The organism is Enterococcus sp. DIV1328a, assembly GCF_050536905.1.
In the GTDB taxonomy this organism is placed as follows: domain Bacteria; phylum Bacillota; class Bacilli; order Lactobacillales; family Enterococcaceae; genus Enterococcus; species Enterococcus faecalis.
In genome coordinates, this window is sequence record NZ_CP172912.1 from 2,548,952 (window position 1) to 2,569,752 (window position 20,801).

Genomic DNA, 20,801 nt, shown 5'->3' on the forward strand with positions numbered 1-20,801 from the left:
TAAAAGAAATGTTACTAAAACGTTTTCTTAAGGTAATTCTCGATAAGCCAAGTGCTGAATGATTTCACTATGTTGTGGATAATCGTTTAACAATTCCGCTTGAGTAAATAACTCGAAGTCTTCAAACTCAAAGCCTGGTGTAACCACACAACTGACTAACGCAAATCCTGTCGCTACTGTAGAGCCAAAGATTGTGCCGGCAGGAACTGAGAACGAAAGCTGTTGTCCTTGAACTAAGTCTTTCCCTAACTGAACAGCTTGATACGTTCCATCAGGAAAAATACAGTGAACGGTTAACGGCTGACCATCGTGAAAAAACCATAATTCATCCGCTTTTAAACGATGAAAATGTGACGGACTTTCTGTATTTAATAGAAACAAAATCGCTGTATGCAACGCCCGTTCGCCTCGTTTGGTCGGAATCAATTGTTCACTTTTATTGGTTTGTTTAAAATAACCGCCCTCCGGATGCGCTTCTAGTCCTAACTTCTCAATCCACATTTGTTCTGTCATCTTCTCCCTCACTCCTTCATTTTTTTCAGAAACAATTTAGGAAGAACTTAGAACATCCGTCCTAATCCTAAAATAAACGGCGGGACAGGAGTAGCTTCTTCATTCTTGAAGCTAAATACTCCTGTCCCACGTTCTTCCCAAACCTGTTATTTTCTACAACTAAACATCTTTTAATAAGCCTTTAAATAAGCCCATTGCGAAATCGTTGGCATTAAATGGTTCTAAATCGTTAATTCCTTCACCTAGACCAACTAATTTCACTGGCAAGTGTAATTCATTCCGAATAGCAATGACAATACCACCTTTGGCTGTTCCGTCTAGTTTGGTTAAAACTAAGCCAGTGACATCGGTTGTTTCTTTGAACTGTTTGGCTTGTGTCATCGCATTTTGCCCAGTAGTTGCGTCCACGACTAAGAGAACTTCGTGAGGCGCATCTGGAATTTCTCGTTGAATGACTCGTTTAATTTTTTCTAATTCTTTCATTAAGTTGACTTTATTTTGTAAACGACCTGCTGTATCCACTAGCAAAACATCGGCCTGTTCTGCTTTGGCACGTTCCACTGCATCGAAAACGACCGCTGCTGGATCGCCGCCAGCATTTCCACGTACAACTTCAACGCCAGCCCGTTCGCCCCAAACAACTAATTGATCGATGGCGCCCGCTCGGAACGTATCGGCAGCGGCCATTAAAACTTTCTTTCCTTCCAACTTGTATTGATGGGCTAATTTACCAATGCTGGTTGTTTTACCAACTCCATTAACACCAACAAATAAAATCACGGTTAAGCCATTTGGCTGTAAGTTAATCGCATTATTTTCATTAATTCCTGCTTCTTCATACAAATCAACCATTTTTTCAATGATGGTATTTTGAACTTGAGCTGGTTTTTTCACATTTCGCAGTTTCACTTCTTGTCGCAAGGCTTCTGTAATTTTTAAGGATGTATCAAAGCCTACGTCTGCACCAATTAACGTTTCTTCTAATTCTTCAAAGAAATCTTCATCAACGCTTCGGAAATTAGCAAACAATTCGTTCAACCGTTGACCAAATGTTTTACGCGTTTTTTCCAAGCCTTTTTCATATTTTTCTTGGACCTGCTCTTCTTTTGACTCTTCAATTTCTTCTGAAACCTGCGTGTCTGTTGGTTCTGCCAAAGGAGTTACGACACTACTTTCTTCCTCAGGCGCTTCCACAACAACTTCTTGTGTTTCCTCTGTCAAGATTTCTTCTGGCTCTTCTTCTAATGCTTCTTCTACGCCAGCTAATTTTTCCATTTCAGCGTTATCTGTTAAATCGGCTGTTTCTGCGACTTCTTCCGCTGCCGTTTCTGGTGTTGTTTGCGCCTCTTCTGCTGCGGTTTCTTTTGATTCAGCAGGCGCTGATTCATCACTTGGTGTTTCGTCTACTGTTTCTTCAACAATCTCTTGTTTTTCTTCTTCCTTTTTTTCAGCGGAAAAAGCTTTTTTAATTTTATCAAAAAATCCCATTCTTATTGGCCTCCTTCCAACGGCGTTAAAATATATTTTTCGACCGCTTTGGCAACGCCATCTTGGTCATTCGTGTCTGTAACGACATCTGCGGCTTCTTTAACTAATGGAATCGCATTTGCCATGGCGACACCTAAGCCAGCGTATTCAATCATCGGTAAATCATTTTCTTCGTCCCCTAGGGTCATGATTTCTTCCGCACGGATTCCTAAATCTTTGGCTAACAAGGAAATACCATAGGCTTTCGTAATCCCTTTTGGCATAAATTCTAATAAGTTATTTCGCGTTTTAATAATTTCAAAGCGCTCATAAAAGGAGGCCGGAATTTCCTTGATGCGTTCATTTAAATACGCTTCATCAATCGCAACAACAACTTTGTTATAAATTCGATTTGGGGTTAACTCTTCTAATTTGTAGGACTCAAAGGTTAATAATTTGTTTAGAGAACTATAAATTGAAGGATAATTAGGTGCAGAAGGCAGTTGCATCACGACCTCATCGGATAAGACATCAAACGGCATGTTGAGTGTGGTTGCTAATTGGTACAGCTCATGAATCGCTTCCAAGGGCATCAATGTTTTCTCAATAATGGCCCCTGTATCATTTTTTTGAACCAACCCGCCGTTAAAAGTAATGCTATAATCGCCTTCATCTTGTAAACCTAATTCTTCTAAGTAAGGACCAATAGCTGCCAAAGGTCGACCTGTGCAGATAACAACTTTCACGCCTGCTTGTTTCGCAGCCATCAGTGCTTGTTTATTCCGTAAAGAAATCTCTTTTTGGCTATTTAATAATGTTCCATCTAAATCAATAGCAACTAATTTTATCAAACGTTCGCTCCTCCTTGCTTCTGGCTAATTGCTTTTTTCAATTGCGCCACCTTCTTTGACCTCTTCCAAGCGAACTGAAACGATTTTTGAAACCCCAGATTCTTGCATAGTCACGCCATATAAAACATCTGCGGCTTCCATTGTCCCTTTACGATGCGTCACCACAATAAACTGTGTGCCATCTTCAAATTCGCTTAAATAATGACCAAAACGAGCAACGTTGGCTTCATCTAAAGCTGCTTCTACTTCATCTAAAATACAGAACGGAACTGGTCGAACACGAATAATTGAAAAGAGTAACGCAATCGCCGTTAATGCCCGTTCGCCTCCAGACAACAAGCTTAAATGTTGTAATTTTTTCCCTGGTGGTTGCGCCTCAATCTCAATCCCTGTATTCAAGAGATCCTCTGGATTGGTTAGCACCAGTTCTGCCCGTCCGCCACCAAACATATTAGGAAATACCACTTTGAACTGGGCACGAATTGCTTCAAAGACTTCTTTAAACCGTTCTTTCACTTCTTGGTCCATTTCATCCATAGTTTCAAATAATTGTTCTTTCGCATTTAATAAATCATCACGTTGACTGACTAAAAATTGATGGCGTTCATCGACTTGTTCAAATTGCTCGATGGCACTTAAGTTAACAGGTCCTAACCGCTCAATTTCTTGTTTTAGGCGTTTCACTGTTTGCTGCGCCTGCGCTAAATCATCGATTGGGAAATACGCTTCATAGGCAGCCTCAAAGGTTAAGCTATATTCTTCCTGCAAGTAACTTAATGAGCTATCTAATTGCATTTCTGCACGATTTTTTAGGACTTCAATTTGTGTTTTATCTGCTAAATACTGTTGTTGGCGTTTGTTTTCTTCCGCTAATTTTGTATCTAACTCGTCTACTTCTTCTTGCAACGCTTGTCGTTGACTGCGTGCCGTTTGTAAAGAGGTTTGCAACGCTGTTTGTTTCTCCGCTAATTGCGCGACTTGTGCCGCTAAGCCTTCTTCGGTTAACTGGTGATCGCTAGAATGGCTACTTAGTTGTTGTAGCTGTTGACGGATGGCCGTTTCTCGAATCAACAATTCGTCCAATTGTTCTTGTTTGTCTTGCTTTTGACGAGCAAAATGGGCACATTGTTCCGCCGCTACTGCTTGTTCTGCTTGAACTGTCGTCAAGCGTTCTTGCGCTTGGGCTTTAAAGGTTTCCATTTGGCTAGCTTCTTGTTCCACTTGTTTCATTTCAGCATCTAAACGTTCTTTCGTTGCTGTTAAGCTTGCTTGTTGCTCTGTCAATGTGGCTTTTTTCGTTTGATATTCGGTTAAGAATTGATGTAATTCTCGTGATTCATATTCAAACAAGCGTTTTTCTTTTGTTAAACGAGTAATCGTTTCTGTTTGATTGGCTAATTTATTATCAATTTCTTGTTGTTTTAAGCGATTTTGTTCACCAGCAGAGCGCAACATTTCTGCACGTTCCGTGGCTGTTTTCACTTCTTGCGAGAGCGCTTGGACTTCTTGTTCTACACTTCTTAGTTGTGTTTCTAATTGAGTCATTTGTTCAGTAATTGTTTGAAGTTCTTGCGCTTGTGAAAATAGGCTTCCTTGGTTGCCACGTTTATTGGCTCCCCCAGTCATCGAACCGCCAGGATTCATCACATCGCCTTCCAATGAGACAACACGATATTGGTAATTGACTAATTTTGCTAACTGGTTGGCACTCGTTAAATCTGCCGCTAAAATCGTGACGCCTAAGAGATTTTGAATAACGGTTTGTACTTGTTCTGGATAACGAACTAATTCACTGGCAATCCCCACGAAGCCCGGTGCACCAGCCAAACGATTCTGAACCATCGCCGATACAGAGCGCGGCTTAATGGTAGTCAATGGTAAAAAGGTTGCCCGGCCACTGTGTTGTTGTTTTAAGAAGGTAATGCCTGCTCGACCATCTTTCTCATTTTCCACAACAATATGTTGCGCCGCACCACCTAGGGCCGTTTCAATCGCCAACGTATATTCTTTAGGCACTTCAATTAACTCAGCCACTGCGCCAACAATCCCAGTTAATTGGTTTTTGTGACGCAATACAGCTTTCACGCCTTGATAGAAGCCAGCGTAATTTTCTTGAATTTCTTGCAAACTTTTTTGGCGTGCCTTCGCTTGTTGCACTTGATTCATCGCTTGGTACATATCATTTTGACGCTGTGCTAATCGTTCACGTTTGGCTTCAAGCGTTGCTTTCAACGCGGTGTATTCTTCCAGCTGTTCTTGTAAGCCTTGTTTTGCAACTTTTTGCTCTTTTTCTAGCGTCTCTTTCATTGCGAGAGCTTCAACCATCTGTTCTTCTAGCGCTTCGTGTTTTGCTAGCGATTGTTGATTTTTAGCTGTTTCTTGTTGATATTGTCGTTCTAAATATTTTAAGTCATTGGCTGTATTGGCTTGTTCTTGCATGACTTCCACATACTGACTGCGCAATTCTTCCATTAATTCTTTAGAAGACTTACTATATTTTTCCACATCTTTCGTTGCCAAAGCCAATGCTTCTTTTAACGTCTGACGTTGTGCCGTTTTTTCTGCGATTGCTGTTTCCAGCGTCTGCAATTCTTCTCGATAACGAACAATTTTTTCGGCCGTTTCTGCCAATGTCTCTTCGTATTCGCTTGCCGTTTGGGAGGTGTGTTTGGAACGTTCAATTAAAACATTTTTTTGTCCTTCTGCTTGTTTCAACGCTTCTGTCACTTGTAATAATTGTTGTTGTTCCGTTTCAATTTGTTCATCTAAACGATTGCGCTTGCTTCGTAAACGTACCAATTTGCCTTCTAAGTCATGGACTTGCTTACTTGCGCTAGCTAACTTTTCTTCAATGGCTGTTAATTCTTGCGTTTTCGTTTCCCAAATAGCTTTTGCTTCTTGAATTTCGGTCACAGTTAAATTGACATCAATTTCGGTAAGTTCTTCTTTCAAAGCTAAATACTTTTTAGCCGCATCTGCTTGGGCGGCTAGAGGAACTAATTGGTCTTCCAACTCGTAAATGATATCTTGGACACGACTTAAGTTGTCCTCGGTTTCAAAAAGCTTTTGTTCAGCCTTTTTCTTCCGTTGTTTGTATTTTAAAACGCCCGCTGCTTCTTCAAAGATCCCACGACGGTCTTCAGGTTTACTATTAAAAATCGCTTCAACTTTCCCTTGTGAAATAATTGAAAAAGATTCTTTGCCTAACCCTGAATCCATAAATAAATCTTGAATATCTTTTAAACGGCACGCTTGTTTATTAATAAAAAAGTCACTTTCGCCCGTTCGTTTTAAACGACGGGTGACACTAATCTCACTATAATCCAATGCTAAATAATGGTCGCTGTTGTCTAACGTCACGGTAACTTCCGCAATATTTAGCGGCTTACGACCTTCCGAACCGGCAAAGATAATGTCGTTCATTTTGCCCCCGCGAAGGTTTTTCGCAGATTGTTCACCTAATACCCAGCGAACGGCTTCCGTGATATTACTTTTCCCACTTCCATTCGGACCAACCACTGCTGTCACATCATCTTCAAATTCAATAATGGTTTTATCTGCAAATGATTTAAATCCTGTAATTTCAATTCGTTTTAAATACACGAATATTGCTCCTTCCAGCCTTACTGAGGAATACTTTTCAGTGCCCGCTCAGCGGCATCCTGTTCAGCTAACTTCTTCGATTTTCCTTGGCCTAACCCAATGAGTTCACCATTCATGTAAACTTCAGTGAAAAAGGTGCGGTCATGAGCAGGGCCTTCTTCTTTAATTAAACGATATTCAATTGAAACATCGCCTTTGCGTTGTAAAACTTCTTGTAATTGTGTTTTGTGATCCATCTCATGTGAAAAAGCACCGGCATCAATTTTCGGAAAAATAACGTCTTCAATAAATTTCTTGGCTGCGCCAACTTTTTGGTCTAAGTAGAGGGCACCTAAAAAGGCTTCAAATAAGTCACATAATAATGATGCACGTGTTCGTCCGCCCGATGCTTCTTCTCCTTTACCTAATAAAATGTAGTTGTCGAAGTGACATTCTTTCGCAAATTTGGCTAAACTATCTTCCCGAACGATGGCTGCGCGCATCTTCGTTAATTTTCCTTCTGGAAGTTCTGGGAATTTTAAATACAAATATTGTGAAACAATTAATTCTAAAACTGCATCTCCTAAAAATTCAAGACGTTCATTATCGGATAATTTTAAATAGCGATGCTCATTCACATAGGATGAATGAGTAAAAGCTTGCTCTAATAGATTGACATCATGGAAAACAATGCCGTAACGTTCTTTTAACTCTGTTGTTAACTGATTGTCCATTCTCCACATTCCTTTACATTTATTTACACCTTGTTTCATTATACTTTTTTTTTCACTTTTTTTAAATGGTTCTATTCAGAAAAAGCCTGTTATTCACTGTGTTCTCATTATTTTTTAGAAAAAAAAAATAAATCACCTCTCCAGCTATCAAATCAGCCACTGCTACCCCATAAAAAAAGAGAAAACGTAGCAACGTTTTCTCGGAATTTTTTGAATAAACGTACCAGCAAGAGACAATAAAAAAAGGATTCAGTTATTCACTTTCACTAAATATTAACATCTCATTTAAAGATTGGGATAATTCTTCTTTTTGTCGTCTTTTTAATTTTGTTTTAGTCGCATCATGATTCTTTACTGTGCCTATATGAACCTGCACCTCTTTCTTATTATTTATAGCAACAATAAAAGGTACAGAAAGCGACTCATCCCCAGTATATTTTTGATAAAATTTTTGTAATAATTCATCATCATTTTCTGTATAGTCATCATCACGAGTATTTACAGCATAAGCATTCATACTTTCCTTCTCTAATTCTTTATCTAGTATTGGTAATAATTCTAGACACCAAGGACAAGTCGGAAAGCCAAAATAATAAATTCCTTGTTGTCTGTTCACCAGATTTTCCATTATTTTTGAAGTATCAGTATGTACAAACTGTTTTGTCTCGTCATTATATGATACATACTTATTTTGATTAAACGCTAAGTAATAACCAAAAACAAATATAATCAAACTAACAAGAAAAATAATGAACACTTTTCTTTTTTTCATTTATTTCTCCTCCTAAAAATTTGAAAAATTGAAAGCAAAATTATTTCTCCATCTGCAGTAAACGGTAAGAGATTAAAAATATTACTAATACAAGATACTTTTAAAATCACAGTATAATAATTTAATGGCAAAATTATTCCTACTATAACCAAGAAAAGCGGAGATATCGCTGAAATCAATAAATTATCTAGAGGATTATTTCTGTTCGTATACACCACTTTAAATGGGTATAGACCAACTCTCTTTATATAAGCATTGTATTTGAAGAATTTGGCTAAAATAAAATGTAACCACTCATGTACAAGTAACACGACATATATTGACAACACATACAATATTGATAACTTAATAATCATATTTTCTTTTTTCCAAATAACCCAGTCAAAATATAGACAACTAACAATAACAACAAATAGAGTACTAATACCTTAATTGTCAAACCAAAAGTAGTTGAAATTTCATGTTTACTTATACGATTATCAATCGTAATTCCTAATAAGGTAGTGACTTTCGTTGATTCTGTGCGACTGGTATGGAATAGCTCCCATAATGTTTCGATCACAAGAACTAACAAATAGATAACTGTTATACTTCCTAAATATTTACTATTCTTTTTCATTTCTCACCTTCTTAATTACTAACAAATGCAAGAGTACTAAAACAATTAGAATCAACCAACCAAAAGAGCGATTTGTCAATAAACTAACTAGAACAAATACAATAAATAATAACAATAATGAAGTCGTTTCATTTAAACTTCCTTGTGATTTTGGAAATACATATCCCAAAATTATAGCTACTAATGATAACGACAACGCTGTAATTAGTTGAGCTAACTCCCCAAATCCCCAAAAACAAAGCAGTAACAATGGCATTGCCAACATTATCACTAGCAATAGTTGACTCAACCATTCATTTCTAATTTTTATTCTCAATAAATCGTATTGTTTTCTGAAATCAGCAGTAATATCTCCATAGCTTAATAATAAAACGCCTGAAAAGGCCATAACAGTTGTCAAAATGAATAACATTGTTCTTAAACCACTTTGGAAAAAAATAACCAACATAACAACTGTAGTAAAACTAATAAAATACCAATTCGCTTTATAACGAAATATAACTTTATTTAAGAATGGAATGTATATATATTTTGAATGTTGAGACATTTGATTTTCAAGAATACTAATTAGTCTTAATAGACCTATACTAATAAGCATTAAACATACCACTATTAGAAAAAAAGTGATAGGAATCATATAGGAGATACTCCACAATTGGTTTGCTAGAAATAATTCTAAACCATAACGAAAATCAAAAAAATAAAAAGTAGCAAAAATCATTAATAAACTATCACCTATCACTTTGAGACTATTGATTTGTTTCACTCTTCGTTTCAAAAAGAATGTAAACAAACAATGTATAAACTCAATCACCCCAATTACCACTAGGTAAAAAAGATGCTGAACAATAAAAAAAATGACATATTCAATAGGAACAGTCGTCACAAGTTTAATAGCTGGCGTAGAAATGATCATAACTAATTCATAAAGCAATATCATAATTACAAATTTGAATAGCATAAAAGATAAGCTGATGTCTTTCTTTCTAAAAGGCAATGTTTTCACAAAAAATAAGGAGTTTTTATCTAATGCAACAGTATTATCAACTAAAATATATGCTATTATACCTAAAACAAATGTATTACTAAAATAACTATAAAAAGTTATTTTTCGACCTTGTTCTATCAAAATATGACTAATTTTTTCTGAATCTGGTACAATTCTAGCTAATTCACTCATATTATAAAAAAAGTATGCAAAATAGATAAAAAATACACACACACCTATTACGATGCGAGTACTCTTTTTTGACAAAATAGAGTGCTTGAGCAAACCTCGTAAAGCATTATCAATAAATAACTCGATTAATAGGATGATATCCTTTGATGTATTTAATTTTTTCATGAATTTTCTCCGTACTTATCACTTCTTTTTCTAAATTCTCTGACGCCCCTAAAAATGGAGTTAAATTGCCATTGGACATCAATAAAATATTCTCTGAAAACCTTTCAATAATTAATTTATTATGAGAAATAATCACTATCCCTACTTCTCTAGATAAATTTTCAAACAGCTCTAACGTAAGCAATGTTGTCTCAAAGTCAAGTCCATTAAATATTTCATCACCTAATATATAATCAGTGTTAGCTAGTGCTGCTGCAACTATTTGTATTTTTTTCTTCATACCAAATGAGTACGATTCTATTAAATTAGTTCCAGCAAATTTTAAATCAAATAGTTCTAAAAAATCATCTATCCGTTCTATATCACTACAGCGATATCTTGATAAAACAAAGTTTAAGTACTCTTTACCCGTCATATAATTAGGTAGATAAAATTCCGATGGTATATAGAATATACATTCTTTAAACTTTTCAGAATCATTAGAATAGCTCTCAATAAATACCTTTCCAGACGTTGCATCTTTCAATCCTACAATACAATCTAATAAAGTAGTTTTCCCACTTCCATTTATACCTACAATCACACTAACTCGGTTTTTAGGCAATGAGATAGTTATATTATCTAAAACTTTCCTATCAAATTTTTTTGTTAAATTTTCAATTCTTATCATAAGTTTCTTAACAAGAAGCCTCCATAAAATAGAGGCTCCTTCCTCCTTAAATATCAACGTTTACAATTGAAGGTAACGTGTACCAAGTCGGGAACACCAATTTTAATACTCCCAGCAAATGTTCCACCTACCCAACTACAGTAAACTGCATAACCAATACAGCCAATCACTGAAAGTAATATTACAACTGCCCAAACCCATTTTACAGTTATTTCTTGTGAATATTTTGATTGCAACGCAAGCAAATAATTCTCCATATAAAGTGGCATATCCATTCACTCCTTTCTTTAAATATAAGTTTTAGTTATAAACAATACCAAACACACCTTCAAAAACTAACTAAAACTTAATCTAATTGTAACTTATCGTTCTTTATACGTAAAGGTAGTATTATATATATAATAAAAAAAATAACATTTCATAACAAATATGTAGATATACACACTAAATAAAATAAAAAAACAGAACCTCCCATCAAAAACCATACTGAATAAAAAACAATTCATCTATAACAAAAAAATAACGCATACATATAAATTGTAATTGCTTAAAGTAACAAAAATTTTCACATAAAATAAGATGGCCTAAGAAACTATCCTATCCAAAAAAAACAGATTCTAGAAGAGCTTTATGTCTTCTAGAATCTGTTTTTTTATTTCCGTGAGTCTGCAGTGACACCCACCGTTGCCCATGGATTATCTTTCGTATCAACTGCCCAAGTAAAGTCAACTACACGGTCGTTGACAGGCAAGACTTCATTTCTGTAAAGCGTTGGGATTACAAACGCTTCATCAATGGCATACTCTTGCCAATCGTAGAAGGCTTTTTTACGTTTTTCTTCATCAAATGATGCTTTTGAATCAATCGCATCAAGTAATTTAGTATTTTCTTCTGACTCAAAACGTGTATAGTTAAAGGCTGAGTTTGGACCATATAAGCCGGTTGGTGAAGGATCTGAACCTGTGCCCCACGCGCCTTGATAGATATCTACTTCTGGGTCATCATTTTTCAATTTATCATAGAAGGCTTGGAAATCAATTAAGCGTCCTGTTGTATACGTTACGTTTAAGCCAATTTCTTTCCATTGTTGGACATAGTAATCAGCAAGTGGTTGTGCAGTTTCGCCGCCTGACATTGAAGCAAACTTGATTTCTAGTGGTTTGCCTTCTTTGTCTTCGCGAATGCCATCGCCGTCTACGTCTTTATAGCCAGCATCATCTAATAATTTTTTCGCTTTGTCTAAATCAAGCGTATAGCCTTTCGCTTCGCTATCATGCAAGCTCTTGAAGACTGGTGGAATTAACGTTGTTGCCCCTGTTCGTAAGCCGTTGTAGAATTTTTGGCCGACTGCATCATTGTCAATTGCATAGCCCATGGCTTGACGTAAGCTTTTATCTGCCATTTTAGCTTTTGGATTGTATTTCACTGTATTGGTTTCTTTGTCAAACGTACCCATTTTAAAGCCAATATACGTGTAGGCTTGTTCGGGACGTCCTAAGATTTGATACCCTTCAGTATCTTTGTATGTTGGATACGTATCTGTTGGCATTGATAATGCAATATCGTATTGTTTCGCTTTCATCGCTTCTACAATGCTCGCAGAAGGAACAGATTTGAACACTAATTTATCTAATTTAGGTTTGCCACCGTAGTAATACTCATTTGGTAGGTATTCAACAGATTCACCTGTCACAATATTACTCATGTAGTATGGTCCAATAGTCACAGGGTTTTTACGAACTGCATCGCTTGATTCCATGTCTTTAACAGCAATTCCTTCAAAGGCATGTTTTGGTAAAACTGAACCCCAAACACCGCCACCTAATTGTTGCATTCCTGGGTGAACTTCTTTGTAAGTGATTTTAACTTCTTTATCATTGACTTTTTCTATGCCAGAAATGGTTGGCGATTTACCATCATGGTAGTCTTCCATACCAACAATATTCGTAAAGTTATCATCATAACGAATCCCTGTATAGTCTTTATGACCAATGACTTCATAAGAGAAAATCACGTCATCTGCCGTCACATCTTTACCGTCAGACCATTTTAAATTGTCACGTAATTTAATGGTTGCTGTATTGGCATCTTCATCTAATTTCAGATCCGCAGGACCCCCATCGACAATCTTAAAGTCTGCATCATTGTTAAATAATGGCTGTACCGTTGGAAGCATGTATTGTGCATCATAGTTGTCTTGATAAAATTCTTGCTGGAAAAGTCCTTGGAATTGTGTATCCATAACTACAGCGACATCTAATGTCCCGCCATCAATTACTTTTTTATCATTTTTAACAGCGATTGGCATTTTTGAAATGTCTTCTGTTTCCGTTGCTTTATTGCCCCCGCCTTTATTGCCGCCACCACATGCAGCTAACCCGAATACTAACACAGAAGCTAACGTGATTGCACCTAAAATCCGTTTCTTGCTCATCTCTTTTCCTCCCTCATTTTTTGGCTAATTAGCCTAATCGTTGTCGTGCATCTGCTGAGCGCTTAAATGCTTGTCCAACATAGTTTATACTTAACATCAAGACTAGAATTAGAATTGATGCAGGTAACCAAACCCATTGTTTATTGACTAATACATCCCCACTGCTGGCGTAGCCAATTAAGGTTCCTAAACTTGGGACACTTTGTGGTAACCCGAAGCCTAAGAAAGTTAACGTTGTTTCGATCCCGATATTGGCCGCGAAATTAATCGTTAAGTTCGTAATAATTAATGAACTTAAATTCGGCATAATTTCTCGAAACATAATTTTAAAATCGCTTGTTCCCATTGTCTTAGAGGCACTAACGTAATCTCGGCGCCCTTCAGATAACGTTTTACTGCGGAACAACCGCGCTTTTCCAACCCAATAAAACGCACACATAATCCAAATAAAGGACCAGATACTATATTTAGGAATCACGGAAACGAACACAATAATAATTAACATAATTGGCAAAATCATAATAAAATCCACGATACGCATCAAAATATTATCAATCATGCCTCCATAATAACCGGAAATAATCCCTAAACCGACCCCGATAATAGACGTAATAATCGTAATGGCAAAACCGATTAAAATCGAGTTCCTAGCCCCGATAATCAATTGTCCTAAAACATCACGACCACCTTCATCGGCACCTAAAATGAACTTGGTGCCATTCATTGTAACGGTACCTGGTTCCGCATATTTATCTAAAATACTTACATGCATAACGGCACTTTGGTCTAACACTAACGAACCGATAAAAACGGCTAATAAGATAATGACCAAAAGGATTAAAGAAAACATCGCCATTTTTTCTTTGACGAATTCTCGCGCAATCATCCGAAAGCCCATTGGTGGAATACTTTCTTGTAAGACTTCTTCTCTTTTTTCTTCTGTCAATTCCATTTTTATCACCCTTTCTTCGTGTTTTTTCTACTGAATTCGAATTCTTGGATCAACAATACTCATTACAATATCAGAAATTAAGGTTCCGATAAGGGTTGCCAATCCCAAAATCAACACGAGAGCGGTAATAACGGAATAGTCACGTTGAATGATACTATCAATAAATAATTTTCCAATTCCTGGGAAAGCAAAAATCTTTTCAATAACGACTGATCCGGCAATCAAAGCAGTAATTTCATAACCTAATTGAGAGGCAATTGGTAATGCTGCATTTCTAAAAATGTGTCGATTAAAAATTTTATTCGTTGGCACTCCTTTTGAACGAGCAGTACGAACAAAGTCCATGTTTTTAACATCAATCACTTCACTGCGCAAATATTGAATAGTGACCGCTGTCCCTAGCAACGCTTGAGTGACCCCTGGTAAAATTAAATGCTTCAGTTTATCTAAATAATACGGCCACGTTCCCTCAGCCAAACCAACAGTCACGGTTCCACTCGTTGGGAACCAGTCTAAGCGATACCCAAAAATAAAGAGCATAATCAAGGCAAAGATGAATAATGGTACGGCAAAACTGAAGAAGTTGTAGATAACCACCATTTTGTCAAACCATGAATTTTGGTAACGGCCAGCAATTAAACCGAAAGGAATGGCGATTAAATACGTGATTATAACTGACACAGCGGCCAATGCAATCGTATTCCCCACCCGACCAGCAATGAGCGTGGACACAGGTAATTTAAAGATAAAACTATGACCAAAATCTCCATGTAAGGCATTGCCAATCCAACGGAAATATTGTTCGTACCAAGGATCATTTAACCCGGCAGCTTCGCGCATGGCTTCAATCACTTTCGGGTCTTGGTTCGGATTAATCAATCCTGTAAACGGATCACCTGGCATCATTTTAGCCAACAGGAAAATCAAGACACTTAAAATAATCACTTGCGGAATCATCAATAACAAACGGCGTAAAATTGTTTTCCACATTATTCAGCACCTCCATTTTTTAACGCTACTTGGTGGGTTGGACTAATCGCATGTAAGTTATAAACCCGCCCATTTTCATCATAATAGTCTTTATGATTTTCCCGATACTCTTGCTCAACTCTTCTTCGTTCTTCTTTGTGAGCTTCTCGGTTCGCTACGTCAATTTTAGGAATTGCTGAAAGTAAGCGTTTGGTATAAATGTGTTGTGGATTAGTGTAAATATCTTGGCGTGTACCGATTTCTACAAAACGGCCTTTGTACATAATGGCAATGTTGTCACACATATGTTTAACTACGCCCAAATCATGGGAAATAAATAAGTAACTTAACCCATATTCCTGTTGAATGTTTTTCATAAAATTCAATACCTGTGCTTGCACAGATAAGTCCAGTGCTGAAACAGGTTCATCTGCAATAATTAATTTGGGGCTGGTAGCCACCGCTCGGGCGACGCCTAAACGTTGGCGTTGTCCACCAGAAAATTCATGAGGATATTTGTACAACGCATCTTCTGGCATCCCCACAATATCCAACAAACTTTTGACTTTTTTCTTTTCTTCTTGGTCACTTAACCGTTCAAAATTTCGAATTGGTTCGGCGATAATATCTAGTACTCGTTTTTTAGGGTTTAAACTTGACATCGAATCTTGGAAAATCATTTGGACATCTTTGTTGTATCCGATCGCTTTTCGACTTCGCGGCTTGGTTACATCTTGTCCTTGATAAATAATTTCACCATTTGTAATTTTTTCTAAACCAATAATTGCTTTTCCTGTCGTTGATTTTCCAGAACCCGATTCACCAACTAACCCATACGTTTTACCTTGTTCAATCATGAAATCCACACCATCAACCGCCAAAACATGATCAGTGATTCGATTGAAGAAGCCGCTGCGAATTGGATAATGAACTTTTAAATCTTTAATTTGAATAATTTCTGTCATTACGCTTCCCCTTCCCCGTCTCTAAAATGAAAATGTTTATAACATGTACAACGAACATAATGATTCGGTGCAACTTCATGTAATGTTGGATTTTCTTCATGTTCCGATGCATCAATCCAAGGAATTCGTGGGGCAAACCGACAACCTTTTCTAGGTAATTTGGTTAACGAAGGAACAATCCCTTCAATCACATGAAGTTCTTCTTCATCGGAATTCTCTTGGGGAATGGACTGAAGTAAGGAACGTGTATATGGATGTTTCGGATGACTAAACAATTCTTCAGCAGTGGCTACTTCTACAAACTGACCCGCATACATAACCGCTACACGATCAGCCATTTCCGCAACTACACCTAAGTCATGGGTAATTAAAATAATGCCGCTTCCCGTTTCTTCTTGTAAATCTTTTAACAAATCGAGAATTTGTGCCTGAATGGTAACGTCTAAGGCCGTTGTTGGTTCATCTGCAATTAAAATCGGTGGTTTACACGCGATTGCAATGGCAATAATCACCCGTTGGCGCATGCCGCCAGACAATTCATGAGGATACTGTTTCCCGACACGCTCTGGGTTGGGAATCCCCACTTGATCTAACAGTTCAATGGCCCGTGCTTGTTTTTGTTGTGCAGTCATTTTGGTATGATACGTGAGACTTTCTTTAATTTGGTCTTCAATTCGCATGAGCGGATTCAGTGCAGACAACGGATCTTGGAAAATCATCCCAATATCGTTTCCTCTGACTTTGTTGTACAATGTTTCATTAAACGTAGTTAAGTTTAAATTGTTGTATAAAATTTCCCCAGTAATTTTGGTATGATTGGGATCATGTAAGCCCATAATCGTTGTTGCTAAGGTACTTTTTCCACAACCAGATTCTCCGACGATTGCCAGAATCTCATTTTTCTTCAATTCAAATGAAACATCATCGACGGCATTATAATAATCATCTTTGATTCTAAATGCTGTTTCTAATCCTGAAACCTCTAGTAATTGTTCATTTCCTTGCATCCATACGCACCCCTTACGTCCTTTCAAAAACATTATATAAATTAACTAATATTTAATGATAGCACTTTCTAATTTTTATCAATGTTAATTTACAGCTCATTGTTTTTTCATAATTTTATAGAATTATTCCATAAAAAGCAAGATAAAATAACTTTTTTCGCAGTTATTTTTTTACATGTATGATTTTTTTTACAAAAATATGTGTAAAAATAGCCTTATTGCTTAATAAAATAACCATTATGTACGCAAAAAAAGTCGATTAACAGGAATGTTAATCGACTTTGTCTTATTATTTTTTATGAATTACTCACAATATAATCTACAGCGGCACCAACTGTTTCAATTTTTTCTGCATCTTCATCTGAAATCTCTGTTCCAAATTCATCTTCAAGTTCTAAAACAAACTCCATTACGCTAATTGAGTCAGCGTTCAAATCATCTTTAATGTTTAATTGATCTGTTACTTGATCCGCTTCAATATCAAAGTGGTTTGAGATAATCTTCGCTACTTTTTGAAGTACTTCTTCACGAGTCAACTGTATTCACCTCCACTGCTTTTGAAAAAAGGTTCTTTCTTTTACTAAAACGCTAAGATACATTGTACTCACAATTTGGGTATTTGTCCATCTTTTTTTCATTTGAGTAACAAACTGATGTCAAGACAATTGCAAATTACTCTGCTTTGCCTTCATAATATTCCACTAATTGTGGGACAACTTGGGTTTCTAACATTGTATGAATTTGACGAATGGTGTAGCGGACGGCATCAGGACCCGTGGCCCCATGCGTTTTAATGACTGGCGCTTTTAAGCCAAATAAAACCGCTCCCCCATGTTTTGAGTAGTCCATTTCGTCTTTCATGCCACGCAACGCATTCTTTAATAATAAGGCGCCCATTTTTCCTTTGACACCTTCAGAAAGAATCGCTGTTTTCAGCAAGCTCATCATGTTCATAGCTGTGCCTTCGATGGATTTTAAAACGGCGTTTCCTGTGAAGCCATCTGTCACCACCACGTCAGCTACGCCATTTAATAATTCTCGTGCTTCAACGTTTCCGACAAAATTAATCGTTTCATCTGCTGCTAACAATTCGAAGGCTTTTTTCGTTAATTCACTGCCCTTTGTTTCCTCAGTTCCGTTATTTAATAGACCGACACGAGGATTCTGAACGTTCCGAACTTTTTCAGCATAGAATGAACCTAAAACGGCATACTGAACCAAATGTTCTGGTTTATTGTCTGCATTGGCTCCTAAATCTAACATGTCAAACCCTTTGTCTGGTTCTCCCATGACAGGTAAAGTTGACATCAAACCGGGACGTTCCACATTTTTGATGCGGCCGACAATGAACAAACCCGCTGCTAATAGCGCTCCGGTGTTGCCTGCAGAAAAAATCGCATCGGCTTCCCCATTTTTAACTGCTTGCGCTGCTAAAACCATGGAAGCAGTTTTCTTACGACGGATTGCTTTAACTGGCTCATCGTCACTAGCAATTTTTTCATCGGTATGAATAATCGTAATGTTTTTTTCATCGGTGATGTATTTTTTTATTTCGGCTTCTTTTCCATATAATTGAAATTCAATGTCTGGGAAGTCTTGTTTGGCTAGCATAACCCCTTCAACAATTGCTTGTGGGGCGTTATCTCCACCCATTGCATCTACAGCAATTTTCATGAGTGATTCCCTCCTACTTTTTTGTTTCCTAACAAGTATAACATATTTTTTTCAAAGAAATACGCATTGGCTTTTACTTTCTGGCTTCAAAAATTACCTCTTCTAATCGAAAAATTGGGCCGCCTCATCTTGGGGTTTCACTCGATTGGCTAAGCCTTGATAAGCAGGATATTGCCACCACTCTTTCACTTTCCATAGGGCACTTGCTTCTTGGCGCGCAACTTCTAAAATGTTAAAGTCCGTCACGATATCTCCTACCGCAAATTGAGGCACCCCTGATTGCCGTGCACCGAACACTTCCCCAGGTCCGCGAAGTTCCAAATCACGCTCACTCAAGACAAAACCATTGGTGGTTTCTGTCATGATTTTCATACGCTCAACGCCCATTTCATTTTTCGGATTGGCCACTAAAATACAATAAGATGCACTGGAGCCACGCCCCACACGTCCCCGTAACTGATGTAATTGTGCTAACCCAAACCGGTCCGCATCCATAATTAACATCACTGTGGCATTTGGTACATTCACGCCAACTTCAATAACGGTGGTAGAAACCAATAATTGCAGCTGATTGTCTTTGAACTCCTGCATAATGTCATCTTTTTCTTGGTTTTTCATTTTACCATGTAGTAATCCCACTTGATATCTTGGGGAATAAAAGCTTTGCATATGTTCAAAAATTTCTGTTGCGTTTTTCACATCTAAGGCTTCTGATTCTTCAATCAATGGACAAATAATATAGGCCTGATGTCCTCGAGCCAGCTCTTTTTCCATCCATTCTAAAACAGTATCTAACTGCGGCGGCCGAATCCAACGTGTTTCGATTGGAATCCGTCCAGCTGGCATTTCATCGATGATTGATACATCCATTTCGCCATAGGCTGTAATGGCCAGCGTTCGAGGAATCGGCGTGGCCGTCATGAATAAAACATCTGGTTTTAAGCCTTTTTCTCTTAATATTTTTCTCTGGTTCACACCAAAACGATGTTGCTCATCGGTGATTACCAAACCTAATTGATGGAAACTGACATCTTGTTGTATCAAAGCATGGGTCCCTACCACAATGTCAATCTCGCCATTGGCCAGTTCTTCGAGGATTAGACGACGTTCTTTCGTTTTGGTGGAACCTGTTAATAAGGCCGTTCGCACTTCTAATGGATCAAACAACTGCTGTAAGCTTTCCATGTGTTGCTGCGCTAAAATTTCAGTCGGAACCATCAACGCTCCTTGAAAGCCAGCGGTCATGGTGGCGTATAGCGCAATCGCAGCCACTACCGTTTTCCCACTCCCCACGTCACCTTGAAGCAATCGTTGCATATGCTTCGGACTTCGCAAGTCTCGACAAATTTCATTGGTCACTTTTTTTTGGGCGCCTGTCAATTCAAACGGCAGTCCTTGGGTGAACGTTTTTAAGCGATCCACGTCATATTGAATAGCTAAACCATTTTTTTCCGCTTTTTCTTGTTTCTTCAATCCTTGCATTTTAAGTTGGAAAAGGAAAAACTCTTCAAAGACTACTCGCCGTTTGGCTTGATGGCTTTCCTCTGGATTACTGGGAAAATGCATCGCCCACATTGCTTCTTTTCTAGGCATCAAGCGGTACTTTTCTAATAAATCATTCGGTAAAATCTCTTCAATCAGCGAACCATACTCTTCAAAAGCAGTGCGGATTAACTGAACCAACGTGCTTTGGCGGACTTTTTTATTCACATGATAAATGGGGGCGAAATCTTCATTGTCTCCTTTAGAAGCTAAGATTTTCATGCCATTTAATGATTTTCTCTTGGCATCCCATTTGCCATAAACAGCAATTTCTTCGGAAAGAACTACTTTGTCTTTTAAAAAAGGTTGATTGAAGAAGGAAACATTAATGACCGCATGTTCTTGCATCATTCGAAACGTTAACCGGCTCTTCTTATAACCGTACCGACTAACGACTGCTTCCGAAACCACTAGCCCTTTTAGCGTAACTTTTTCCTGATCCTGAATCTCGCTTAAATCCTTTTCTTGGATATCATCGTAGCGGAAGGGATAATACGTCAATAAGTCTTCAATTGTAGCAATCCCCAGTTCTTGTAAATTTTCAGCACGTTTTGGGCCAACACCGGGCAATACGCTGACTAAATCTGTGATGTCCATAAAATCCCCTCCTCATTAATATACGCAAAAAAATGGATCATTCATTAAATAGGCTGGTTCATTAGCCCTAACTAATGAACCAGCCTATTCGTTTTTATTTTTTCATCA

At 37.5% G+C, this 20,801-nt stretch carries 18 protein-coding genes; all 18 read right to left on the minus strand.

What is annotated here, in order from left to right; translation table 11 throughout:
* Positions 1-27: 27 nt before the first annotated feature.
* Positions 28-513: a cupin domain-containing protein gene (locus tag IGL93_RS12265; RefSeq protein ID WP_002381091.1), complete on the minus strand. Its 486-nt coding sequence runs from the start codon at positions 511-513 to the stop codon at positions 28-30.
* Positions 514-672: 159 nt separating this feature from the next.
* The gene (gene ftsY / locus IGL93_RS12270) at positions 673-2,001 is read right to left on the minus strand and encodes a signal recognition particle-docking protein FtsY (protein WP_002408272.1); all 1,329 of its coding nucleotides are present in this window, start codon (positions 1,999-2,001) and stop codon (positions 673-675) included.
* Between the two features lie 2 nt (positions 2,002-2,003).
* Positions 2,004-2,831, minus strand: a complete 828-nt coding sequence (locus IGL93_RS12275) for a Cof-type HAD-IIB family hydrolase (protein WP_002359053.1) — start codon at positions 2,829-2,831, stop codon at positions 2,004-2,006.
* 24 nt (positions 2,832-2,855) lie between these two features.
* Positions 2,856-6,434: a chromosome segregation protein SMC gene (smc, locus tag IGL93_RS12280; RefSeq protein WP_010776173.1), complete on the minus strand. Its 3,579-nt coding sequence runs from the start codon at positions 6,432-6,434 to the stop codon at positions 2,856-2,858.
* A 20-nt stretch (positions 6,435-6,454) separates the two neighbouring features.
* Positions 6,455-7,147 (minus strand): ribonuclease III, encoded by a 693-nt coding sequence (gene rnc / locus IGL93_RS12285; RefSeq protein ID WP_002354946.1) that lies wholly within the window; start codon positions 7,145-7,147, stop codon positions 6,455-6,457.
* A gap of 253 nt (positions 7,148-7,400) precedes the next feature.
* Positions 7,401-7,919, minus strand: coding sequence for a transporter accessory protein (locus IGL93_RS12290; RefSeq protein WP_010776174.1), 519 nt, complete (start codon positions 7,917-7,919; stop codon positions 7,401-7,403).
* A gap of 352 nt (positions 7,920-8,271) precedes the next feature.
* A complete protein-coding gene (locus IGL93_RS12295; protein WP_002368441.1) occupies positions 8,272-8,538 on the minus strand; it encodes a hypothetical protein in 267 nt (88 codons plus the stop codon).
* Positions 8,525-9,883: a hypothetical protein gene (locus tag IGL93_RS12300; protein ID WP_002406483.1), complete on the minus strand. Its 1,359-nt coding sequence runs from the start codon at positions 9,881-9,883 to the stop codon at positions 8,525-8,527. Before IGL93_RS12300 ends, IGL93_RS12295 begins: the two co-directional genes overlap by 14 nt.
* Positions 9,828-10,610: an ATP-binding cassette domain-containing protein gene (locus IGL93_RS12305; protein WP_002378963.1), complete on the minus strand. Its 783-nt coding sequence runs from the start codon at positions 10,608-10,610 to the stop codon at positions 9,828-9,830. The genes IGL93_RS12300 and IGL93_RS12305 overlap by 56 nt, the downstream gene beginning before the upstream one ends.
* Positions 10,607-10,828, minus strand: coding sequence for a hypothetical protein (locus tag IGL93_RS12310; protein ID WP_002368444.1), 222 nt, complete (start codon positions 10,826-10,828; stop codon positions 10,607-10,609). The genes IGL93_RS12305 and IGL93_RS12310 overlap by 4 nt, the downstream gene beginning before the upstream one ends.
* Before the next feature lie 377 nt (positions 10,829-11,205).
* A complete protein-coding gene (opp2A, locus tag IGL93_RS12315; protein WP_010776175.1) occupies positions 11,206-12,987 on the minus strand; it encodes an oligopeptide ABC transporter substrate-binding protein Opp2A in 1,782 nt (593 codons plus the stop codon).
* Positions 12,988-13,015: 28 nt separating this feature from the next.
* The gene (opp2C, locus tag IGL93_RS12320; RefSeq protein WP_002365358.1) at positions 13,016-13,939 is read right to left on the minus strand and encodes an oligopeptide ABC transporter permease Opp2C; all 924 of its coding nucleotides are present in this window, start codon (positions 13,937-13,939) and stop codon (positions 13,016-13,018) included.
* A 27-nt stretch (positions 13,940-13,966) separates the two neighbouring features.
* Positions 13,967-14,929 (minus strand): oligopeptide ABC transporter permease Opp2B, encoded by a 963-nt coding sequence (gene opp2B, locus IGL93_RS12325; protein ID WP_002354943.1) that lies wholly within the window; start codon positions 14,927-14,929, stop codon positions 13,967-13,969.
* Complete coding sequence (gene opp2F, locus IGL93_RS12330; protein WP_002354942.1) at positions 14,929-15,873, minus strand: oligopeptide ABC transporter ATP-binding protein Opp2F; 945 nt, start codon at positions 15,871-15,873, stop codon at positions 14,929-14,931. The genes opp2B and opp2F overlap by 1 nt, the downstream gene beginning before the upstream one ends.
* Positions 15,873-16,913 (minus strand): oligopeptide ABC transporter ATP-binding protein Opp2D, encoded by a 1,041-nt coding sequence (gene opp2D / locus IGL93_RS12335; RefSeq protein WP_002367425.1) that lies wholly within the window; start codon positions 16,911-16,913, stop codon positions 15,873-15,875. Before opp2D ends, opp2F begins: the two co-directional genes overlap by 1 nt.
* 263 nt (positions 16,914-17,176) lie before the next feature.
* Positions 17,177-17,416 carry an acyl carrier protein gene (acpP, locus tag IGL93_RS12340; RefSeq protein ID WP_002354939.1) on the minus strand — a complete coding sequence of 80 codons (240 nt, stop codon included), beginning with the start codon at positions 17,414-17,416 and terminating at the stop codon, positions 17,177-17,179.
* A 136-nt stretch (positions 17,417-17,552) separates the two neighbouring features.
* The gene (gene plsX / locus IGL93_RS12345; RefSeq protein ID WP_002354938.1) at positions 17,553-18,554 is read right to left on the minus strand and encodes a phosphate acyltransferase PlsX; all 1,002 of its coding nucleotides are present in this window, start codon (positions 18,552-18,554) and stop codon (positions 17,553-17,555) included.
* 102 nt (positions 18,555-18,656) lie between these two features.
* Positions 18,657-20,693, minus strand: a complete 2,037-nt coding sequence (recG, locus tag IGL93_RS12350) for an ATP-dependent DNA helicase RecG (RefSeq protein WP_002415657.1) — start codon at positions 20,691-20,693, stop codon at positions 18,657-18,659.
* Positions 20,694-20,801 lie beyond the last annotated feature (108 nt).